The sequence below is a fragment of the Streptomyces sp. NPDC000878 genome, from assembly GCF_053599695.1.
Window position 1 is genome coordinate 1 of record NZ_JBSFMT010000047.1, and the last position, 20,205, is coordinate 20,205.

The 20,205-nt window shown below is 69.3% G+C and carries 14 protein-coding genes and 1 rRNA gene; 6 read left to right on the top strand and 9 right to left on the bottom strand.

Annotated features, from left to right (window positions below):
* Positions 1 to 86 (top strand): 5S ribosomal RNA (gene rrf, locus ACWDR4_RS32385); the annotation flags it as partial.
* A gap of 88 nt (positions 87 to 174) precedes the next feature.
* The gene (locus ACWDR4_RS32390) at positions 175 to 732 is read left to right on the top strand and encodes a GNAT family N-acetyltransferase (protein ID WP_450413680.1); all 558 of its coding nucleotides are present in this window, start codon (positions 175 to 177) and stop codon (positions 730 to 732) included.
* Here the strand turns inward: ACWDR4_RS32390 and ACWDR4_RS32395 are convergent.
* The 7 genes from ACWDR4_RS32395 to ACWDR4_RS32425 all read right to left on the bottom strand — a co-directional run bounded on the left by ACWDR4_RS32395 (position 721) and on the right by ACWDR4_RS32425 (position 9,750).
* On the bottom strand, positions 721 to 2,178 hold the full coding sequence (locus ACWDR4_RS32395) for a type IV secretory system conjugative DNA transfer family protein (RefSeq protein ID WP_450413742.1): 1,458 nt from the start codon (positions 2,176 to 2,178) through the stop codon (positions 721 to 723). The genes ACWDR4_RS32390 and ACWDR4_RS32395 overlap by 12 nt on opposite strands.
* A 5-nt stretch (positions 2,179 to 2,183) precedes the next feature.
* Positions 2,184 to 3,611: an ATP-binding protein gene (locus ACWDR4_RS32400; protein ID WP_450413681.1), complete on the bottom strand. Its 1,428-nt coding sequence runs from the start codon at positions 3,609 to 3,611 to the stop codon at positions 2,184 to 2,186.
* Between the two features lie 13 nt (positions 3,612 to 3,624).
* Complete coding sequence (locus tag ACWDR4_RS32405; protein ID WP_450413743.1) at positions 3,625 to 5,175, bottom strand: SCO6880 family protein; 1,551 nt, start codon at positions 5,173 to 5,175, stop codon at positions 3,625 to 3,627.
* A gap of 14 nt (positions 5,176 to 5,189) precedes the next feature.
* Positions 5,190 to 6,518, bottom strand: coding sequence for a hypothetical protein (locus tag ACWDR4_RS32410; RefSeq protein ID WP_450413682.1), 1,329 nt, complete (start codon positions 6,516 to 6,518; stop codon positions 5,190 to 5,192).
* Positions 6,508 to 7,395, bottom strand: coding sequence for a hypothetical protein (locus ACWDR4_RS32415; RefSeq protein ID WP_450413683.1), 888 nt, complete (start codon positions 7,393 to 7,395; stop codon positions 6,508 to 6,510). Before ACWDR4_RS32415 ends, ACWDR4_RS32410 begins: the two co-directional genes overlap by 11 nt.
* A 229-nt stretch (positions 7,396 to 7,624) precedes the next feature.
* Complete coding sequence (locus ACWDR4_RS32420; protein ID WP_235477065.1) at positions 7,625 to 7,942, bottom strand: hypothetical protein; 318 nt, start codon at positions 7,940 to 7,942, stop codon at positions 7,625 to 7,627.
* A 428-nt stretch (positions 7,943 to 8,370) separates the two neighbouring features.
* The gene (locus ACWDR4_RS32425) at positions 8,371 to 9,750 is read right to left on the bottom strand and encodes a S53 family peptidase (RefSeq protein ID WP_450413684.1); all 1,380 of its coding nucleotides are present in this window, start codon (positions 9,748 to 9,750) and stop codon (positions 8,371 to 8,373) included.
* Between the two features lie 766 nt (positions 9,751 to 10,516).
* Between ACWDR4_RS32425 and ACWDR4_RS32430 the strand changes: the two genes are divergently transcribed.
* From ACWDR4_RS32430 to ACWDR4_RS32445, 4 genes are all read left to right on the top strand, one after another.
* Positions 10,517 to 11,305, top strand: coding sequence for a trypsin-like serine peptidase (locus ACWDR4_RS32430; protein WP_450413685.1), 789 nt, complete (start codon positions 10,517 to 10,519; stop codon positions 11,303 to 11,305).
* Between the two features lie 87 nt (positions 11,306 to 11,392).
* Positions 11,393 to 12,400 carry a C40 family peptidase gene (locus ACWDR4_RS32435; RefSeq protein WP_450413686.1) on the top strand — a complete coding sequence of 336 codons (1,008 nt, stop codon included), beginning with the start codon at positions 11,393 to 11,395 and terminating at the stop codon, positions 12,398 to 12,400.
* Positions 12,401 to 12,682: 282 nt separating this feature from the next.
* Positions 12,683 to 13,411: a phosphatase PAP2 family protein gene (locus ACWDR4_RS32440; protein ID WP_450413687.1), complete on the top strand. Its 729-nt coding sequence runs from the start codon at positions 12,683 to 12,685 to the stop codon at positions 13,409 to 13,411.
* A gap of 345 nt (positions 13,412 to 13,756) precedes the next feature.
* Positions 13,757 to 14,635: an alpha/beta fold hydrolase gene (locus ACWDR4_RS32445; protein WP_450413688.1), complete on the top strand. Its 879-nt coding sequence runs from the start codon at positions 13,757 to 13,759 to the stop codon at positions 14,633 to 14,635.
* A gap of 200 nt (positions 14,636 to 14,835) precedes the next feature.
* On the opposite strand, the gene fxsT is transcribed toward ACWDR4_RS32445, so the two are convergent.
* Complete coding sequence (gene fxsT / locus ACWDR4_RS32450) at positions 14,836 to 18,771, bottom strand: FxSxx-COOH system tetratricopeptide repeat protein (RefSeq protein WP_450413689.1); 3,936 nt, start codon at positions 18,769 to 18,771, stop codon at positions 14,836 to 14,838.
* A complete protein-coding gene (locus ACWDR4_RS32455) occupies positions 18,768 to 20,135 on the bottom strand; it encodes a TIR-like protein FxsC (RefSeq protein WP_450413690.1) in 1,368 nt (455 codons plus the stop codon). Before ACWDR4_RS32455 ends, fxsT begins: the two co-directional genes overlap by 4 nt.
* Between the last annotated feature and the right edge of the window lie 70 nt (positions 20,136 to 20,205).

Below are 20,205 nucleotides of genomic sequence, written 5' to 3' on the forward strand. Positions count from 1 at the left end.
GTTACATTCCGAACCCGGAAGCTAAGCCTTACAGCGCCGATGGTACTGCAGGGGGGACCCTGTGGGAGAGTAGGACACCGCCGAACAAATATTGAGAAAAGCCCCGTACCGGGGATACCGGTACGGGGCTTTTTTGTTTTCCGGGATGCTGTCGGGGGGACTACCGTGATCCCTATGAGCAGCTTTGTGATTCGCTCCGTGCGGGCTGATGAGTGGCGTGCCGCCAAAGAGCTTCGGCTGGCTGCCCTGCGGGATCCTGTCGCGCATCTTGCCTTCCTGGAGACGTACGAGGAGGCCGTGGGCCGGCCTGACTCCTTCTGGCAGGAGCGGGTTCGGCGAGCGGCCGAGGGGGAGACCGGCGCTCAGCAGATCATTGCCGAGGGGCCCGACGGGGAGTGGGTCGGGGGGCTCGTGGTGTTCGTCGAGGAACCCGGGGACGTCGACTGGGCCGGGTTCGCCGTTGAGGAGAAGCAGGGGCACATCGTGGCGGTGTTCGTGCTGCCCGAGCATCGGGGGTGCGGGCTGACCGATGTGCTCTTCGATGCCGCCCTGGAGTGGGCTTGGGAGGCCGCGGGCGTCGAGCGGGTGCGGTTGATCGTGCATCAGGACAACGCGCGGGCGCAGCGGTTCTATCGGCGCGTGGGATTCGTACCCAGTGGGGTCACTGTGCCCCTGAGCGGCTCGGACGACTCCGAGCTCGAGTTCGTGCTGGAGCGCGAGCTACACCCGTAGGTCGTGGTGGGGCCAGCGTGCTCGGAGTTGTTCTCTTGAGCGGAGCAGGGCCAGGGTCGGCATGCCTCGGTCCGCTCCGGTGGTGAGCAGGTCCGGGAGTTGGGGAAGCGGGGCGACCGCCGCGACGTCGTCCAGGACGAGCGTCAGTGGTGGGTCGAGGCGACCGGAGGATGACCGTTCGGCCATGCGCCGGCCGCGCTCGACCACGCTTGCGGCCAGTGCCGTCAGGAGGGGCATCGCGCCCGGGTTCGTCCTGGGGTCCTCGATCGGTTCACCGACCACATAAAGCGTGCCCCCTTCGGCGATGAAGGAATCCAGTACGAGGGCGTCACTTCGGTTCGCCGTGCACGCCTCGCGGATGTTCACCGTCGAGAGCGCGGCGAGGGCTCGGCTCGTCAACTCCTGGGCGATGTCCCGGCGTTCGGGGTGCGCGGTGAGGGCGGCTTCGAGTTCGCCGGCGGCGCCGGGGGCCGCCTTGGAGTTCGTGCGGAGGATGCGTACGGCTTCCTGGACGTTGGTGCCCTGCGCCCAGCGGTGTACGTGGCGGATCGTGCGGGCGTCTATGGCGGCGGCGTGCAGGTAGCTGCGGAGGAGCGTTTCCGCGGTCTCCGCTGTGGTCTGGTCGATCTTTGCCGTGGGGCGGACCGGGGAGAGGAGGGCGACTGCTCTTGCGGCCGCTGTGGGTCTGTCCTCGCAGCCGGTGGTGGGGGGCCAGTGGAGGCGGGCCGGGGTGTCGCAGAGGTGGGTGGGGTCGTAGAGGAGGGTGGGGCCGAGCTTGGCTCGGGCGTCCTTCGTCTCCTGCCAGAGGGCGGGGTTGGAGGTGAGGATCAGGGCGGGGCCCTCTGCGTCCTGGATGGCTTGGGTTGCGGTGAGGGTGCGGGTTTCTGGGGGGCTGAAAAGGATTTTTTCCCGCCCACCCACCCGTTCACCGTCCGTTGCCACGGGTGCCGTCGAAAACGCCTTCGGGGGTTCCGGCGACAGGATCTTCGGGGGTTCCGGCGACGGTGTCTCCTCGACGGGCTCAGGCTGTACCTGTGCCGGTTCCTCCGGCTCGGGCTTCGGTTCCGCCCGCTGTGCCGGGATCTTCCTCGCCGCCCGTACCGCCTTCCAGCGGGCCAGTGTGCCCAGTACGAAGATGGTGAGGACGAACAGGACCATCAGCTGGCCGATGAACAGGCCCCAGAACAGGCCCCACCCCGAGAGCCGGCCCGCCGGTGTCTCCGGCCAGGCGCCCGGTACGTCACGTGGGTCCGTGATCAGGTGGCGCAGCGCCTCCGGGGTGCGGGTGAACGTGACTCCCTGGGGCCAGGAGCCGTGGGAGAGGAAGCCCGCGACGCCTGTTGCCGTCCACACCAGTACCGTCAGGCCCAGCAGGAAGGCGATCAGGCCGACCAACAGGCCGTCGGAGACGCCGCGTTCGGCCTGTTGCCGTTCGTCCGGTCTCATCGTCGTCACGCCACCGTGGACTCGGAGGAGTCGTCGAGGTCGGCGAGGTGCTGTTCGACGAAGGCCGCCGCGCGTTCCTCCGCCTCCAGTTCCGCCGCTCTGAGGGCGTCGTCGGTGAGTTCGAGGTCGCGGGACGACTCCGTCATCGCGCGGTCGGTGAAGACGAGGGCGCGTTCCGTCTCCGTGACCAGGTGTTTGACGACCTGGACGTTGCCGTTGACGTCCCAGACCGCGATGCCTGGGGTGAGAGTCGGGATGATCTCCACCGCCCAGCGCGGTAGGCCGATCACTCTGCCCGTCGCCCTCGCCTCGTCGGCCTTCTGGGCGTAGATCGTTCGTGTCGACGCCATTTTCAGGATCGCCGACGCTTCCTTCGCCGCCGCTCCGTCCACCACGTCACTCAGGTGGTGGACGACCGCCACGAAGGACAGGCCCAGGCGGCGGCCGAACTTCAGCAGGCGCTGGAAGAGTTGGGCCACGAACGGGCTGCTGATGATGTGCCAGGCCTCCTCGACCAGGAAGATGCGCTTCTTCCGGTCGGGGCGGATCCAGGTGTGCTCCAGCCAGACGCCGATGATCGCCATCAGGATCGGCATGGCGATGGAGTTGCGGTCGATGTGGGACAGGTCGAAGACGATCAACGGGGCGTCCAGGTCGATGCCGACCGTCGTCGGGCCGTCGAACATGCCTCGCAGGTCGCCGTCGACCAGGCGGTCGATGACCAGGGCGACGTCGAGGCCCCAGGCCCGTACGTCGTCTATGGCGACGTTCATCGCCTCCGCCGACTCCGGCTCGGGGTGCCGTAGTTGCTCGACGATGTCCGTCAACACCGGCTGGCGTTCGACGATCGTCTCGTTGACGTAGGCGTGCGCGACCTTCAACGCGAAGCCGGAGCGTTCGTCGAGGCCGTGGCCCATCGCCACTTCGATGATCGTGCGGAGCAGGGCGAGTTGGCCCGTTGTGGTGATCGCGGGGTCGAGCGGGTTCAGGCGGATACCCATGTCCAGGGCGGCCATCGGGTCCAGGCGGACGGGAGTTATCCCCAACTCCTCCGCGATGAGGTTCCATTCGCCGACGCCGTCCTCGCCCTGCGCGTCCAGGACGACCACCTGGCGGTCCCGGAAGCGGAGTTGACGTAGGACGTACGTCTTCTCCAGGGCTGATTTGCCGTTGCCCGATTCGCCGAGCACCAGCCAGTGCGGGGCGGGGAGTTGTTGGCCGTACAGCTGGAAGGGGTCGTAGATGTAGCCCTTTCCGGAGTACACCTCGCGGCCGATGATGACGCCGGAGTCGCCGAGGCCGGGGGCGGCGGTGGGGAGGTAGACGGCCTGGGCCTGGCCCGTGGAGGTGCGGACGGGCAGGCGGGTCGTCTCGATCTTGCCGAAGAGGAATGAGGTGAAGGTGTCGGTGAGGGCGGTCAGCGGGTCCCGCATCAGCGCATCAGCCCTACCTTCGGATTCCGGTGGCGAACGGGAGTGTGTTGACGAACGCTCGGTGGTGCTCGCGGTCGCACCATTCCAGCTTCAGGTACGACTTGCCCGCCGACGCCCTTATCGTGCGCTTGTCGCGCGCCAGGGCTTCGGGTGAGCGGGAGGAGACGGTGATGTAGCCGACCAGGTTGACGCCGGCCGCGCCGCTCGCGAGGTCCTCGCCGCGCTGGTCGATGCGGTTGTGGGAGGCCACGTCGCGGGGGTCGACCGTGCGGTTCATCTTGGCCGCCCGGCTCGCTTCCGCGTCGTCGTTCGTCTTCTCCGTCAGCATGCGCTCGATGGCCACCTCGGTGGGTTCCAGGTCCATCGTGACGGCCACCGTGCGGATCACGTCCGGGGTGTGGACCAGGAGCGGGGCCAGGAAGTTGACGCCGACCGGGGTCATCGGCCATTCCTTCACCCAGGCCGTGGAGTGGCACCAGGGGGCGCGGGTCGACGACTCGCGGGTCTTCGCCTGGAGGTACGTCGCCTCCATGGCGTCCAGTTCGGCCGGCCAGGCGTTGCGCTTCGTCATCGCCTGGATGTGGTCGATCGGGTGGTCCGGGTCGTACATGGAGTGGATGAGGGACGACAGCCGGCCCTGGCCGAGGGGTTGGCGGACGCGGATGTCCGCCTCCTGGAGGCGGGAGCAGATGTCCGTCAGCTCGCGGGCCATGACCACCGCCAGGCCCGCGTCGCGGTCTACCTTCCTGCCGCCCTGGGGGCGGGCCGCGCGGGCCATCGCGTGGGCCTCGGCGGCCAGTTCGCGGTTGAAGTGCATACAGGCGACCAGATACGCGCGGTGCTGTTCGCTGCTCGTCGACACCATCGACTGCAGCTGCTCGTACGAGTGCTGCAGCCACGGCGGTGACTTCTCGTCGCCGCGTACGGACACGTCCTTGGCGTGGGCGTCCGGGTCGGCGGGGAGGGTGCGGGCGAGCATCTGGAGGCGGGTGACGAAGCCGTCGCCGTTCGCCACGTGCTTGAGCAGCGTGCCGAAGCGGTCTACCAGGGCCTCCTGGTCCTCGCTGTCGCGCAGGCCGACGCCCGGGCCCTCGATCTCGATCGCCGCCGTCACCGTACGGCGGTCCGCGTGCAGGAGTACGGCGATCTCGTCCGGGCCGAACGGGGCGGCGAGCCAGTTGATGCGGCCGATGCCCGGGGGCGGGCCGATCTCGACCTCGCGGCCGTCGATCTGGGTGCCGGCCTCCATGACGGAGCTGCGGTAGGCGGTGCCCTGGCGGAGGCTGCGCTTGTAACTGCGGTTGATCTCGAACCACTTGTAGAACGTGCGGCGCTTGTACGGGACGTACACCACCGCGAGAGCCAGCATCGGGAAGCCGGTCAGCAGCACGATGCGCAGGGCCAGCACGGGGACGACCAGGCCGCACACCATGCCGAGGAAGGCGCCCACGATGATGAGCGCGATCTCGCCGGACTCGCGGTTGCGGCCGACGATCGCGTTCGGTCGGGCGCGGCCGATGAGATACGTACGGCGGGGCGAGATGGCATGGGACACATGGGCCATCTGGGAATCCGTCGTCAACGCCCGTCACCTCCAGGGCGGTTGGATCGGTTGCTGTTGCCGGCGGGGCCGCGGCGTGGCGGGGGTGCGGCGGAGGGGACAGATCCGCCGCCGCCCGAGGGCCGTGAGCTGTGCGCGGCCACGCCGCCGGACGCGGGGTTGGCCGGGCGCGGGGTGGACGACTGGCCGCCGCCTCCACCGCCCCCGTTGTTGTCCGCCCGGCTGCTGTGGGTCTTGATGCCCTGGGCGACGAGGGTCGCCGGGGAGCTGATGACGGCGGCGGCCTTGCTCTCGGCGCCCTGCATGATGCGGTTGTTGCGGGAGTTGGCGACCTCGTCGCCGAAGCCCGGGACGAAGCGGTAGATCATCGCGCTGGCGAAGATGGCGAGGAGGATGATGGACAGGCCGGAGACGACCGCCGAGAAGGCGTCCGGGCCGTCGTCGTTCGTGGCCAGCGCGCCGGCCAGGCCCAGGACGATGGCGATCACCGGTTTGACCAGGATGACCGCGATCATGATGCCGGCCCAGCGGCGGACGTGCCCCCACAGGTTCTTGTCGACCAGCCCCGCGTACACGACCGTGCCGAGCAGGGCGCCGACGTACAGCAGGGCGGCCCGGATGACCAGTTCCAGCCAGAGGACGCCGGCCGCGAGGATCGACACCATGGAGACCACGATCAGCATGATCGGGCCGCCGCCGATGTCCTCGCCCTTGGCCAGCGCGCCGGAGAAGGTGCCGAAGAACGTGTCGGTCTGGTCGCCGGTCGCGCTCGCGAGGACCTCGGTGACGCCGTCGGTCGCCGAGACGACGGTGTAGAGGATGAGGGGGGTGAAGGCGGAGGCGATGACGGTCAGCCAGAGGAAGCCGATCGCCTCGGAGATGGCCGTGGTGAGGGGGACGCCTCGCATGGCCCGCTTGGCGACCGCGAGCAGCCACAGCACCAGGGTCAGGACGGTGGACGCGGCGAACACGACCGCGTACTGCTGGAGGAACTTGGTGTTGGTGAAGTCGACGTTCGCGGTGTCCTTCACGGCCTCGCTGAGCTTGTCGACCGTCCAGGAGGCGGCGTCGGCACACCCCTTGGCGAGGGAGGACAGCGGGTCGAGGGTGGAGGCGGGGTTGGTGACCGAGCCCGTGCCGGTGCCCTGCTGGCTTTCGCAGACGTCCTTGGCCTCGTCGACGAGCAGCTCGCACTCCGCTTTGCCGGCCGTCGGCGAGGGGGAGGGGGACGGTGTCGGGGCCGCGTACGCCTGGGACGCCAGGAGTACGGCGGCCGTCTGTACGGCCGTCACCGCGCCGGCGAGCTTGAGCACGAGGTAGGGCCTAGCTGGCGTGTTACCGGGCATAGGTGAACCCTCCGTACTCGTCGATGGCCTTGCTGATCTCGTCGGAGGTGGAGGCCTTGTCGTCGCCGGGGACCGGGTTGGGGCCGTCCTTCTCCGAGTAGGAGACGATCTTCCAGTCGTCTCCCGACCAACGCATGTCGTACGTCCAGGTGTTCCAGGACGAGGTGACCGGGCTGGTGGAGGTCTCGCCTGCGATGCCGCTCAGGCCGACGTACCAGACCTCGACCGTGGCGGTTGTGTCGCCGTACGCCACCGTCTTCGTGCCGACCGGGGTCACGCGTGAGACGAACGTGCTGCCCTCGGGGGCGTTGCCGTTGGCGTCGAGGCCGAGTCTGGTGAGGAGGCTCGCGGAATAGGCCTTGTCCAGGGGGGCCTTGAGTTTCGCGGCGGCCTCGGTGGTGAAGAGGGCGTCGACGATCTTGTCCCGGCTGTCCTTGCGGTACATGCCGGTCGAGCCCAGGGACACCGCGTAGTTGGCTGCCGCGGACTGGACGCCCTGGCGGTCGTGCGCGAACCCGGAGGGGATGCCCGCCGCCTTCTTCGTGACCGGCTGTTCTCCGGAGGCCGCGGTGGCCGCCGTGTCGGGTTGGTTCGCGCTGTCGGAGCCGCTGCCGCTGCCCGCCGTGGAGGAGGTCGTGGACGTAGAGGAATCGTCTCCTCCACGGTTCGCGAAGGCGATCGCCGCGATCAGCAGGACGACCACGCCGACCGCCGTCACCATGCCCCGCGACGACTTGGTGCGCCGCGCGCCGCCGTAGAGGCCGCTGTTTCCCTGGTCGTGGTAGCGGGTCCGGGTCTGGCCGGTGCCGCCGTACCCGCCGTCGTCGGGGCGCGTGGGATCGCCGTTGCTCTGGCTCTGCCCGTCACCGAGACTCATGCGGTACCCGTCCCCTCGACCGTGTGTCGAATCCACGTGTACGGGAACACGAACACGTGACAGTACGACGGTAGCCGTGCTGGTTCCCGCGCGGGCGCGGTGTGGTGACTCGACATCAGGGAGACGCAACCTCAGTCGGTGGGCACGACGGGTGGGTGGGTGGTGGGAGGGGAGAACCGGGTTCGCCCGGCGGTCCGACTGGAGATGCGCCACGCGAGGGTGGCGCCGGCTACACGGCCATGCCGTACACGATGGTGAAGAGGGTGCCGAGCGAGCCGATGATGAACACGCCCGTCAGGCCCGCGATGATGAGGCCCTTGCCCTGTTCCGCGCTGAAGGTGTCGCGCAGGGCCGTCGCGCCGATGCGCTGTTTCGCCGCACCCCAGATCGCGATGCCGAGGCACATCAGGATGGCCACGGCCATCACGACCTGGACCATCGTCTTCGCCTCGGTGCCCAGGCTGCCGAAGGGGCCCCAGTCCGGAGCGATCCCGCCGATGATGGTGTTGATGTCGCCCTTTTCGGCCGCAAGCCACTTGTAAGTCACCTAAGTCACCGCCCCTGTCGGGTAGTTCCGCGCGCCCCCTGCCGCAGCGCAGAGGTCAGGCCCATTCTCGCCGACAATGACACTGTCGTATGTCGACTTGAAGTCATTGATTGGCGGGATTCGTACGAATACCTTTATCGTCACTCTGTGTATCACGCCTGGTCACGCCGGGCAATGAAGTGTGAGCGAAACCTGTGGTGTGGTTCCGTCGTTGACCATCCCTGGTCATCAGGGTGGTCACGGACCGTTTCTGACGGTCCGTCTCCAGGTGTAGGCCAGGCTATCGCGGACCTCGGACATGGCGACGGGCCGCGGCTGGCAGCCGCGGCCCGTTCCCCAGTGCCCGCCGGTGATCCCCACGACCTCCGGTGGCGTCTTGTGTGTGGTTATTGCTGATTGGCTGGATCTAGTGGTTCCAGGCCGGCCGGTCAGCCGGTGAAGGCGCTCACGCCCTCCGGGGTGCCCCAGCCGGTCGGGCCGTCGTAGCCGGACGTGGCGGTGCAGTAGTAGCTCGTGGTGCAGGTGCCGTTGTTGCCCGAGGTCACGTCGTTGAGGGCCGAGGTGCCGGCCGCCGCGTAGGGGTACGAGGCCGGGTAGTCGCTGCTGCCGGGGGTGCCGGCGAGGGCGTAGACGCCCGCGATGATGGGGGCGGAGGCGCTGGTGCCGCCGTAGGTGACCCAGCCGGTGCCGTCGCCGTAGGTGTCGTAGACCGAGACGCCGGTCGCGGGGTCGGCCACGGCGGAGACGTCGGAGATCATGCGCTTGGTGCAGGTCGCGTCGGTCTGCCAGGTCGGCTTCGCGTCGTACGAGGAGCAGCCGGAGCCGGTGCCCTCGGTGCTGCTGGTCTTCCACACGCTCTCGGTCCAGCCGCGGCTGTTGGAGGAGGTGGAGAGCTTGGTGCCGCCGACGGAGGTGACGTAGCGGGAGGCGGCCGGGTACTCGGCGCCGTAGCCCTCGTCGCCCGCGCTGACCGTGATGGCGACGCCGGCGTGCTTGAAGTACGAGGTGTCGTAGGTGGTGTCGGAGGAGGACTCCGAGCCGCCGTAGCTGTTGGAGACGTACTTCGCGCCCAGGGTGACCGCGCGGTTCACGGCCGTACCGAGGTTGGCCATCGAGGAGGACTTGGCCTCGACCAGCAGGATGTTGCAGTTCGGGCAGGTCGCGCTGGCCATGTCGAGGTCGAGCGAGATCTCACCGGCCCAGCCGCTGTCGGCGGTGGGGAGGGAGGTCGTCGAGCCGGTCTGGCTGACCTTGGTGAAGCAGCCGTTGTCGGTGGTGCAGTCCGAGAGGCCGTAGTACGAGCGGTACTCGGCGAGGTCGGACTCGGCGTTCGGGTCGTCGTACGCGTCGACGATCGCGATGGTCTCGCCGGAGCCGTTGGAGGCGGCGGCGGAGGTCAGGCCGTAGGCGTCCTGGAGGTCGCTGGGGCCGTAGCCGGTGGGGGTGGCTGCGGCGGCGTTCGGCTTGATGGTCGCCGGGGTGACGCCCTTCTTCGCGGCCTGCTCCTCCTGGAAGGCGGTGGTGCCGCCGGTGACGCGGAGGGCGTTGCAGGACGCGAAGCCCTTCGCGGGGGTCGCGTCACACTGGCTGGTGTAGCTCACGTGGGCCTTGGCGACCTGTGCGGCGATCGCCTTGGCGGTGACCTTGGGGGTGACCTTGATGGTCGCGGGGGTGGCCGCTCCGGCCTGGGCGGCGGTGCCGAGCCCGGCGAGAGCGAGCGCGGCGGTGGCGATGGCCGCGGTGCCTATGCGGCGCCAGCTGCCGTATCTGCCTTGCGTGGACTGGCTGTTGGGGGGTGACGTACGCAACGTACAGCCTCCTGTTAGGGGGTGGTCAGGGGCGGTGCGGGTGGTGATGCGGGGGGTCCCGCAGGGGGTGGTGCTTGCCGCCGGTGCGGTGTCCCCGGCGGCGGGTTGGCGGCCCGCCGATGAGATTCGCTTGTTGAGTACGTGACAACAAGATGGGTTGTGGAATCCTGACTTCCGCGTGACTGAAGAGGGTTGAGGGGTTACTGATCACTTACGGGGTGATGGGTGGGGGGTGGGGGTGGCTTGACCGGGGGCACAGATGGTCCACAGGTTGTGGACAGGGGTTTTCCGGGGTGCGCATCGGGGGTGCGTGAGGGGTGCGCGTGGGTTTTTGGGGTTTGACGGGGGTTCACCGGGCGTAGCGGGGGCGACTGTTGCCGGAGGGGGGCGTGCGGCATGACGAAAGGGGGGCACCCTCGATGAGGGTGCCCCCCTTCGTGGCGGAGCCCGGAACCGTGCCGCGTCCAGAGTGATCTGCCGTCGGATGATGCGGTCTATGTACGCGGAGACGTTGCCGTCAGGGGCGTGGGCGCGTGCATATGCGGCGGTTTCGTCCGGCAGGGACACTGTGATCTTTGCGGTCATACCTGAATCAGGCTCGCGTCATGCCTGCTGGTCGGTGGTGACGGCCGGACGCATCGGGCGCCGCCGCGTCGTCGGGAGCGGGGTCCTCCTTTTACGGCTTCACGGACCTTTACGGCTTCACGGAAGATTCTCAGCGAGGGGTCGTACCCGTTCTTGATTTCGCGCGTCAGAGTTGCCCCTGATGAAGCGGATCACTCGTCCCCCTGGCAACCGGCGGTACGCGCTGCTTTCCGTTGGCGCGCTGCTCGCCGTCACCTCCGTCTCCGGGGCCGCCCCCGGGAGCGCCGCCTCAGGATCCCTCGGTGTCGCCGCCGAGGCCCGTGCGGTTCTTCCGCCGCGCAGTGCCCGTGTCGGGGCCTTGTTCAACGGGGATCTGGAGGGTGGGCACTTCTGCACGGCGTCCGTTGTGCGTAGTGCTGGGCGGGATCTGATTCTTACCGCCGCGCACTGTCTGAGCGGGGACGGGGACACCGACGTCGTCTTCGTGCCCGGGTATCGGGACGGGCGGGCGCCGTACGGGTTGTGGCGGGTGACGAAGACCTTTGTGCCGGGGGCCTGGAGCGATCGGGCCGATGAGGACAGTGACTTCGCCTTTGCCGTCGTTGCCTCGAATGCCTCGAAGGGTGGGCGGGATCTCGAGGATGTGGTGGGGGCGAACGTCCTCGTTACCGGGCGGGCCACCGGGGCCGGCGATGTCGTCGTCACCGGGTATCCCAATGTGCTCGACACGTCTCTCAGCTGTACCAACCGGCCTACCGTGCACAGTTCTACGCAGCAGCGCATCGAGTGTCCCGACTTCACGGACGGGACCAGCGGGAGTCCCTGGGTGGATCGGGAGGGGGGTGTGGTGGGCGTGCTCGGGGGGTTCGAGCAAGGTGGGGCCACTGATGACGTGTCCTACAGCGCTGTGCTCGGGAGTGCGGCTGCCGCTCTGTATCGGGAGGCCGCCCGTTTTGGCGGGTCCTCCTGAGCGGCGGCGCGTTTCGTCATGATCACCCTGTGGAGTGGGTAGCGCCTCTACACTGGCGTGGGCGTAATCCCGGGCGGTGAGGGGCGGTTGACGGTGCGTAAGGCATGGATCGTGGCGAGCGTTGCCGTCGGTGGCACCCTCAGCTTCGTGATGCTGCTCGTTGTCGGCGTCTATCTCGTTGCCGGGAACGTCGCCGGTGGGGTCGGGAGCGGGAGCGTCGCGCTCGCCAAGGGGGCCGTGCCGGCCGCGTATTCGGCACTCGTACAGAAGTGGGGCAATCTGTGCCCCGCCATCAACCCCGCGCTGCTCGCCGCACAGCTGTACCAGGAGAGCGGATTCAATCCGAATGCGAAGAGTCCGGCAAAGGCGGAAGGGATAGCGCAATTCATCCCCGGCACCTGGGCCACGCACGGAATCGACGGCGACGGTGACGGCGACCGCGACGTATGGGATCCGAATGACGCGATTCCGTCGGCCGCGTCGTACGACTGCGAGCTTGCCTCGTACGTGAAGGACGCGCCCGGAGACCCGACGCACAACATGCTCGCCGCCTACAACGCGGGGGCGTACGCCGTCATCAAATACGGGGGTGTGCCGCCGTACGCGGAGACCCAGAACTATGTGAAGACCATCACCACGCTGCAGGCGAGCTTTGCGGCTCCTGTGGGGCGCGTCGACCCCTCCGAGCAGGCCGCCGCCGCGATCACCTACGCCCAGGGGAAGCTCGGCACGCCCTACCTCTGGGGTGGCACCGGTACCGCTGACCAGGGCGGACGTTTCGACTGCTCCGGGCTCACGCAGGCCGCGTACGACAGTGTGGGCGTTCAACTTCCGCGGGTCGCCAACGATCAGTACAACGCCGGGCCGCATCCCTCGCGGGACGAGCTGCTGCCGGGGGATCTGGTGTTCTTCTCCGACGACCTCACCAACTCTCGGGCCATCCGGCATGTCGGGATTTATGTGGGTGGCGGTTACATGATTGACGCTCCGCGGACCGGTGCGGTCATTCGGTTCGATCCGATCGACACCCCCGATTACTTCGGGGCGACGCGGGTCACCGAAGATGGCGCGAAAGCGTTGCCCACCGCCGTGTAAGCGCAGTGTGAAACCATCCCCTGAGCTGCGGTGATGTGTCTCTCTTCGATAACGTCTGCGTGATCATTCGGTGGAGAGTGGAACGTATAAACGGAGACCGTGCGTTCCTGGTCCAGTAGCGGATTCACTGTCGCCCGGGGTGGGTGTCCCGTCCGTCACGATTGTCACTTGTGGCACGTGTCAGGCGTGGGCGGCAGATGGGTTCCTACGTCACGGGGTGAGAGCAGGAACGGCGCACGAACCAGTGCGCTCTGGAGATGACGACGAAGGGGCCGCAGCACCATGGCTGGACTCGCCGAATCCGGGTCGAACCCCGACGTCGACCTGCTCTATGACATCAACGGCCTGGCCAAGGACGCGCCTCGGTGGTTCGACCGGGGTGTTGAGGTCGTGGGTGAGTACGGGCTGCTGGCCGCGATGGTGGTGCTGGTGGTTTGGTGCTGGTGGGGTGTGCGGCGGCGGGGTGGGGATGACGCGGCTGTGTCTGTCGCCGCGTTGATCTGGGCGCCGCTCGCCGCGGCGATCGCCGTGCTCGTGAACATCCCCATACGGGGGTTCGTGGAGCGGCCCCGTCCTTTTCTGGACCATCAGGGGCTTGAGGTTCTGGTCTCCGGGAAGACCGACTACTCGTTCGTGAGCGATCACGCGACGATCACCATGGCGATGGGGGTCGGGCTGTTCGTGGCGAACCGGAAGTTCGGGCTGGTGGGGATAGGGCTCGCGCTGGTGGAGGGGTTCTGCCGGGTGTACATGGGGGTGCACTACCCGACGGATGTGGTGGGTGGGTTCGCGCTGGGGACGGCGGTTGCGTTGTTGCTGTCGCCGGTGGCGATGGCTTTGCTGACCCCGGTTACTCGGGCTGTTGCGGGGTCTGGGTGGGGTGGCGGGTTGATTCGGGCTCGGGGTGGTGTGTCTGGGCGGGCTGGGGGTGTGGTGCCGGGGGCTCGGGCGGGGGCCGACTCGGAGGCGGGGGCTGGGGCTGGGGCTGGGGAGCGGGATTTGGCGGCGTAGCCGCCGGGTTTCTCGCCCCCGCCGCCCCTACCCGTCCCATCCCGGGGGGCTGCCGCCCCCAGACCCCCGCTTCGGCCCTGACCGGGCCTTGCCGTCAAACGCCGGACGGGCTGAATACCCAGCCCGTCCGGCGTTTGAGGACGAGCGCGTCTTAGCGCGAAAGGGGGGTCTGGGGGCGCAGCCCCCAGGGGATGGGACGGGTAAGGGCGGCGGGGGCGAAGAAGAAGGTCCGGACATGGCCGGTGGGCTGTGTATGCCCGTTTCGCCCCCTGTCCATCCGGGCAGGGATCGGGCAGCGTGGTCCCGGTCGAGTGAGTCGGCCAGGGGGAGGGAGACGCGGCGGTGGTGTCTGACCATGTGCGGACCGCGGACGGCAGGCGATTACGCGTCGAGGTCTCGGGCGACCCCCACGGCCACCCCGTGTTCCTCCTGCACGGCATGCCCGGCAGCCGTGTCGGCCCCCGGCCCCGCTCGATGTTCCTCTACCAGCGCGGCGCCCGCCTCATCAGCTACGACCGCCCCGGATACGGCGGCTCCGACCGCCGCCCGGGCCGCCGCGTCGCGGACGTCGTGAGTGACGTACGCGACGTCGCCGACGCCCTCGGCCTGGACCGCTTCGCCGTGGCCGGCCGTTCCGGCGGCGCCCCGCACGCCCTCGCCTGCGCCGCCCTGCTGCCGGACCGGGTGACCCGCGCCGCCGCACTGGTCGGGCTCGCACCGAGGGACGCGGAGGGGCTCGACTGGTTCGCGGGCATGGCCCCTTCGAACGTCAGCGAGTTCCGGACCGCGTTCACCGACCCGGAACGGTTCGCGGCCCGGCTCATTCCACGCTCCGCGGCCATCCGCAGCGATCCGGCGAAGCTGCTGGAGGAGCTGCGCCGGGATCTCACCGACGACGACCGGATGATCGTCTCCGACCGTGGCATCCGCTCGATGCTCCTGCGCACCTACCTTGAGGCGCTGCGCACGTCACCGTACGGCTGGATCGACGACGCCCTCGCGCTGACCGGCCCGTGGGGCTTCGACCCGGCACAGATCGATGTGCCGGTGCTGCTGTGGCACGGCGGGAAGGACGTCTTCTCGCCCGCCTCGCACTCCTCCTGGCTGGCCGCCCGTATCCCGCGCGCCACGGCCGTACTGGAACCGGCGGCGGCCCACTTCGCGGCCCTGCGCGCCCTGCCCAACGCGCTCAACTGGCTGCTCTCGGACGCCTCCTCGCACTGAGCCCCCGTACTGGGCCTGCGTACCGAGCCCGCGTACAGGGCCCCTCGTGCCGAGCCCGAGTACTGAGCCTGTGTGCCGAGCCCGCGCACTGGGGCCGCGCACCGAGCCTGTGTGCCGAGCTGGCGTACTGACCCCGCGTACCGACCCCGCGCACTGAACCGGCGTACCAACCCCACGCACCAACCCCGCGCGCCGACCCCTCACACCGCCAGCGGCTCCAGATCCCGGTACACCCGCCGCCTGCTGTGTGCGAACCGGGTGATCCCGTTCTCGTCGCCGAGAAGCATCCGCAGTTCCGCCAGCGCCTCGGCGTGGCGCCGTTCCGCCTCCGCCTCGTGGCCCAGCTCGCTCAGCGTCAGAGCCGAGTTGGCGACCACGGCCAGTGTCTCCGGGTGATGCGGTCCCAGCACCTGGCGCAGGGTGACCACCGCGGTCTCCTCCAGTTCCCGGGCCTCCTCCAGACGGCCCTGGCCGGCCAGTACGTTGGCGTAGTTGACGCCGCAGAACAAGGAGTGCGGGTGCTGTTCGCCCAGCACCTCGCCCATGCGCCGCAGCACCTGCCGGAACACCGTGTCCGCCTTCTCCGTGTCGCCGCAGCCCCAGTGGTAGATACCGAGGTTGTTGAACGCGGCCTGGGTGTACGGGTGGGCCTCGCCCGGTACGTCCATGTACCTGGCCAGCGCCTCCCGGGCGACCTCGCGCGCCCGCTCCCGCTCGTCCGCCGCGAACAGATCGGCGGCCATGTTCAGGTCGCAGGCCAGCGAGTCCGGCGTCGGCTCCTTGTACTGGGCCCGGTACTGGTCCTGGGTCGCCGCCGTGAGCCGCCGGGCGTCCTCGAACTGCCCGGCCCGGCGCAGCGACACCGCGAGGGACTTGGCGCACCGCAGGGTGCCCGGGAACTCCTTGCCGAGGATCCGCTTGTGCGTGTCGTATGCCTGTGACAGCACCGCCACCGACTCCGTGTACCGGCCGACCTCGCGCAGGTCGCGGCCCAGTCCCTCGGCCGAGGCCAGCGTGTAGGGGTGCTCAGGACCCAGCACCCGCATACGCCGGTCGAGGGTCTCCTGGTCCAGGTCGCGGGCCTCGCCGTAGCGGCCCACCATGCGCAGTGCGAGGGCGAGGTTGTTGGCCGCGTTCAGGGTCCTGGGGTGGGACTCGTGGAAGATCTCGCTGAACCCGTCGTGCGCCTCGCGGGCGAGGTTCACCGCGGACCGGTAGTCACCGAGGGCGGCGAGGTCGCTGGCGAGGCTGGACGTGGTGACGTACGTGTGCGGGTGGGTGGGGCCGAGGACCCGGCGCTGGCGGTCCAGCAGTTCGGTGTCGATGTCCCGGGCCTCGATGTAACGCCCTTGGGAGCGCAGCACGTTGGCGAGCTGGCAGCGCAGATACAGATACTGCACGTCGTCCTCGCCGCGCAGCGGCTTCCAGTGCTCCAGCAGGTCCTCGGCACGTTTCTGCGCGTTGGGGAAGTCGCCGCGTTTCCAGTAGTAGCGGACCCGGTCGATCAGTAACCGGCGAGTCTCGCTCTCGGTGCAGTTGCGGGCGTCGGAGGCGGTGAGGTGCGGCCAGATGACGCCGAACCGGGACCAGCTCTCCGGGTCGTCGATCGGCTCGTCGCCGTCGGGCCGGGCACCCGCGAGCACCGTGTGCACGACGTGCCGGGCGTGGCGCTGCTCCTCCTCGGTCAACTGCGCGCGGATCACGGCCTGGACCAGCCGGTGGACCTGGATGCTGTTGCTGACCTGGTCGACCTTGGCGAGCGCGAACCGCCCGATCTCCTGGACGACCCGGCCGAGCAGCAGCGAGTCCTGGAGCGCGGGGTCGTACGGCTTGAGGGCGTCGATCATCTCCTTGCTGTAGAGCAGGTCGGAGGAGATCGGCTCCGGGGCCAGGAACGCGCACAGCTGCAGCAGCCGTACCGAGGCGGGAGAACGTTCCTTCAGCCGGGAGATGGACACGTTCCAGGTCGCGGCGACGGTCTTCGGGTAGTCGGCCGGCTGGTTGAGGTCCAGGACGTCGGTGGTCTGCTCCGCCAGCTGCCGCAGATACGTCTCGACCGGAGTGGCCGTCTCGGCCAGCCAGGCCGCCGCCTGCTCGACGGCCAGCGGCAGATCGCCCACCGCCGTCGCCACCTGGTCGGCCGCCTCGGGGGTCAGCCCCCTGGCCCGCCGGGTGAGGTGCTCGACGCTCTCCTCGCGCAGGAAGACGTCGACGAGCTGCGCCGAACCCTGCTGTGCCCAGGCCTGGTTGCGGGAGGTGACGAGGATGTGCCCGCTGCCGCCGGTCGGGAAGTACGGGGTCAGCGCGGCCGGGTCGTCGGCGTTGTCGAAGACCAGCAGCCAGCGGCTGGTCGGCGTGCCCCGGGACAGCATCTGCCGGGCTTCCTTGCTGGCCATGGTGATGTCGTCGCGGCCGGGCGCGCCGATGCGGGTGCCGAGTTCGGCGAGCGAGGCGACGACGTCGTCCTCGTGCTCGGCGGACGTCCACCACACCAGGTCGTAGTCGCCCATGAAGCGGTGTACGTACTCCAGCGCGACCTGGGTCTTGCCCACGCCGCCGAGCCCGAACAGGACCTGGGGCTGCGAGGGGCCGGTGGACACACCGCCGCCGAGCCGGTCGCGGATCCGCTCCAGGATGACGTTGCGCCCGGTGAACGTGTTGTTGCGGGTCGGCGCGCTCAGGAACGCCGGCACGTTGCCGGGGAAGCGCGCCGCGTGCGGGCCGCCCTCCGGCGCCTGCCCGGGCAGCCCCAGGGTGCGCAGCAGCGCGGCGGCGCACCCGGCCTCGTCGAACCGGTGCAGGTCCACGGGACTGTGGTCGCCGTACGTGTCGGGCAGCCGTACCTCCTCGACCCGCAGCGGAACCGTGGAACCGGGCGGGGAGTCCGGGCCGCCGTCGGTGAGGGTGCGCCAGACGGCGTCGGCGTACCGGGACTTCTGGAACGCGGTGGACAGCAGGACCAGGGTGCGGGTGGCCGCGTCGGTGCGCTCGACGGGCCCGCCGGAGATGTCGTGCGGCACGACGTTGCAGCCGACCCGCTTGAGCAGCGACTCGACCCAGTCGGCCCACATCCGGTTCTCCGCCGTGTACGCCACGACCACATCGGCCGCGCTGGTCAGCGGGCGCCGCCTGAGGTAGGCGTCGCGGCAGCGCAGCCGCACCGGCTCGGGGATCGGCGGCAGCGAGGTGATCTCCCCGTCGGAGATGACCTGGGTGAGCCGCTCGAATGCGGACAGCAGCGACTTGGGGTCGCCCTTCGCGTCACCGAAGGTGGCGAGGGTCTCCTCGTACGCGTAGTACGGGCGGTACGGGATCTCGACGCTGCCCCAGTAGGCCGTCTGCTCGTCCGGGCCCAGTTTCTCGCCCTTGAGCCCCCTGGGCAGCCCCTGGAACCGCAGCCGCGCCAGGGCCCGGCCGGCGTCGACCTTGTCCTTCTCGCCCTCGTCGATGCGCATCGGCACGGGCAGTACCCGGATCGGGTGGGCGAGGGAGCTGCCCTCGACACTGCGGGCCACCGCGGCGCCGCCGTCCAGGGACTGGTCGCTCAGGGTGAAGCAGTCCACGAGGACGTCGGGCATCTCCATGGTGCAGATGTCCGCGTTGTCGGACAGTCCGGTACGGCTGTCGATCAGGACGTAGTCGTACGACCTTTTCATGTTGGCGCGCAGCGCCTTGAGGAAGTCGCCGCCGCCCAGCCGGTCGTAGAAGTTGTCCCACTCCAGGGAGGACACCGTCGCCGAGTAGGCGGGCTCCTGGCGGCCCGCGGACAGGAAGTCGAGCGAACCGCCGTCCAGGAAGCTCAGCCCGAGCCGCTCCGGGGTGAGGGAGATGGCGTGCTGCTCGACGTTCGCGTAGTCGTCCTGCCAGTCGTCGGTGCGCTGCGGTCCGGTGGTCGCCGCCCACGCGTAGTCGTGAATGATGTTGATGACCCCGGTGGTGGCCACCAGCGCGTTGGGCTCCAGGAACGGGTGGAAGAAACGGTGCAGGCCCGGCGCCTCCAGGTCCCAGTCGACGGCCAGGACCCGCTTGCCGTTCGCGGCGAGGATCCACGCCGTGTTGGCCAGGGCCATGGTGCGCCCGGTACCGCCCTTGTACGAGTAGAAGGTGATGATGCGTCCGTTCTGCACGGCCGTCATGCTTCTCCTCCGTTGTCGGGTCCCGCTTCCGGGTACGGCTGCTGGATGGGGCCCATCAGACGGGGCCTGGGGGTGCGCGGGCCCGGTGGCGGATGCGCCTCCGCGTGCTTGAGGAACTGCCGGGTCGTATGGGCCACGACGGCGGGGAGCACGTCGGTGAAGGCCTTGAGCGTGGGCACACCGGTCACGGCGATCCGGCAGTCGGCGCGCCGGCCACGGTCCAGGATCAGCGGGAGGGTGCGCTCCAGCTCCTCGGAGAGCTGCCGTCCCTCCGAGCTGTGACACTGCAGGTCGAGGCGGTTCCACGGGACGATCGCACTCACCCAGGGCCGGGCATGGGAGTCGAAGATCTTGAGCCGCCGACGCCGCTCCTCGTCCGCCAGCGCCCATCGGTCGACCAGCAGGATGCCCGGCCTGCCCACCGCCTTGTCGTCCTTGTCGCCGTTGTCGTCGGCATCGCCAAGGTAGTCCGGGGATCCGTCGAGGGGCAGCGCCGGCGGTTCCCCGGTGTCCTCGTCGTCGAAGGAGGAGATCGTGATCCGGTAGTCGAGGGAACGGATGAGTTCCTCGGCGAGCGCCGGCAGCGGACGGGTGGACTCGCCGTGGTACGGGTTCCAGTCCTGCGAGTCCTCCCCGTACGGCCGGATGTCGCGGTACTCGGGGACGCTGTCCCGGGTCGGCGCGGCCACGGTGAGGTGGATGTGCCGGGGGCCCGAGCCGCGCGGCTTGAACGCGCTGGGCGTGTTCTCGTAGTTGCGGGGTCTGCTCGGCGGCAGCGGCGACTCGTGGGCGACGCGCACGATCCGCTGCGCCAGCCCCAGCACGGTCTCCTCGTACTCGTCGTGCAGCCGGTTGAGTTTGATCAGGCCGTAGATCCCGTTGGCGGCGTAGCGGTCGCCGTAGGTCGCGTGGTCGAGGTGGATGTGCCGTACGGAGTCCGGGAGTTGGTCGTAGTCCACGCGTGTCCACAGGGCGGGGACGATGGCGGACGTGGAGCCGATGCCGGTGGCCTTGGCGTGCAACACCCGTTCGTGGAAGGCGAACCACTCGCGTCCGCACATCTCGCTGGTGAAGTAGCGGGGCGAGAACAGCGGTACGAACACCCGGCACTTGGCCAGGTTCTCGCTGAGCTTCTCCGGCCAGCCCTCGCCGGAACGCATTTCCCGGTCCATGAACCCGGCCTGGGAGCCGGCGGGCAGATCGGTGAGCGCCATGATGTGGTTGCACAGGTCCCGGTACAGCACGTGCACCCAGTGATCGGGGTCTCCGCCGCCCGTGCCCCACGGTGGTGTGTGGGCGTAGGAGAGGAAGAAATAGGGCTGGGTGTCCGGCACCCGTTCCCGACCCCGTTCAGGTATGTCCACACGCCCCCCTGCCCGCCGGTGCGCCCCGCAGCCGGGGCCACCTGACCGGAACCAACAATGTGCCCGACGG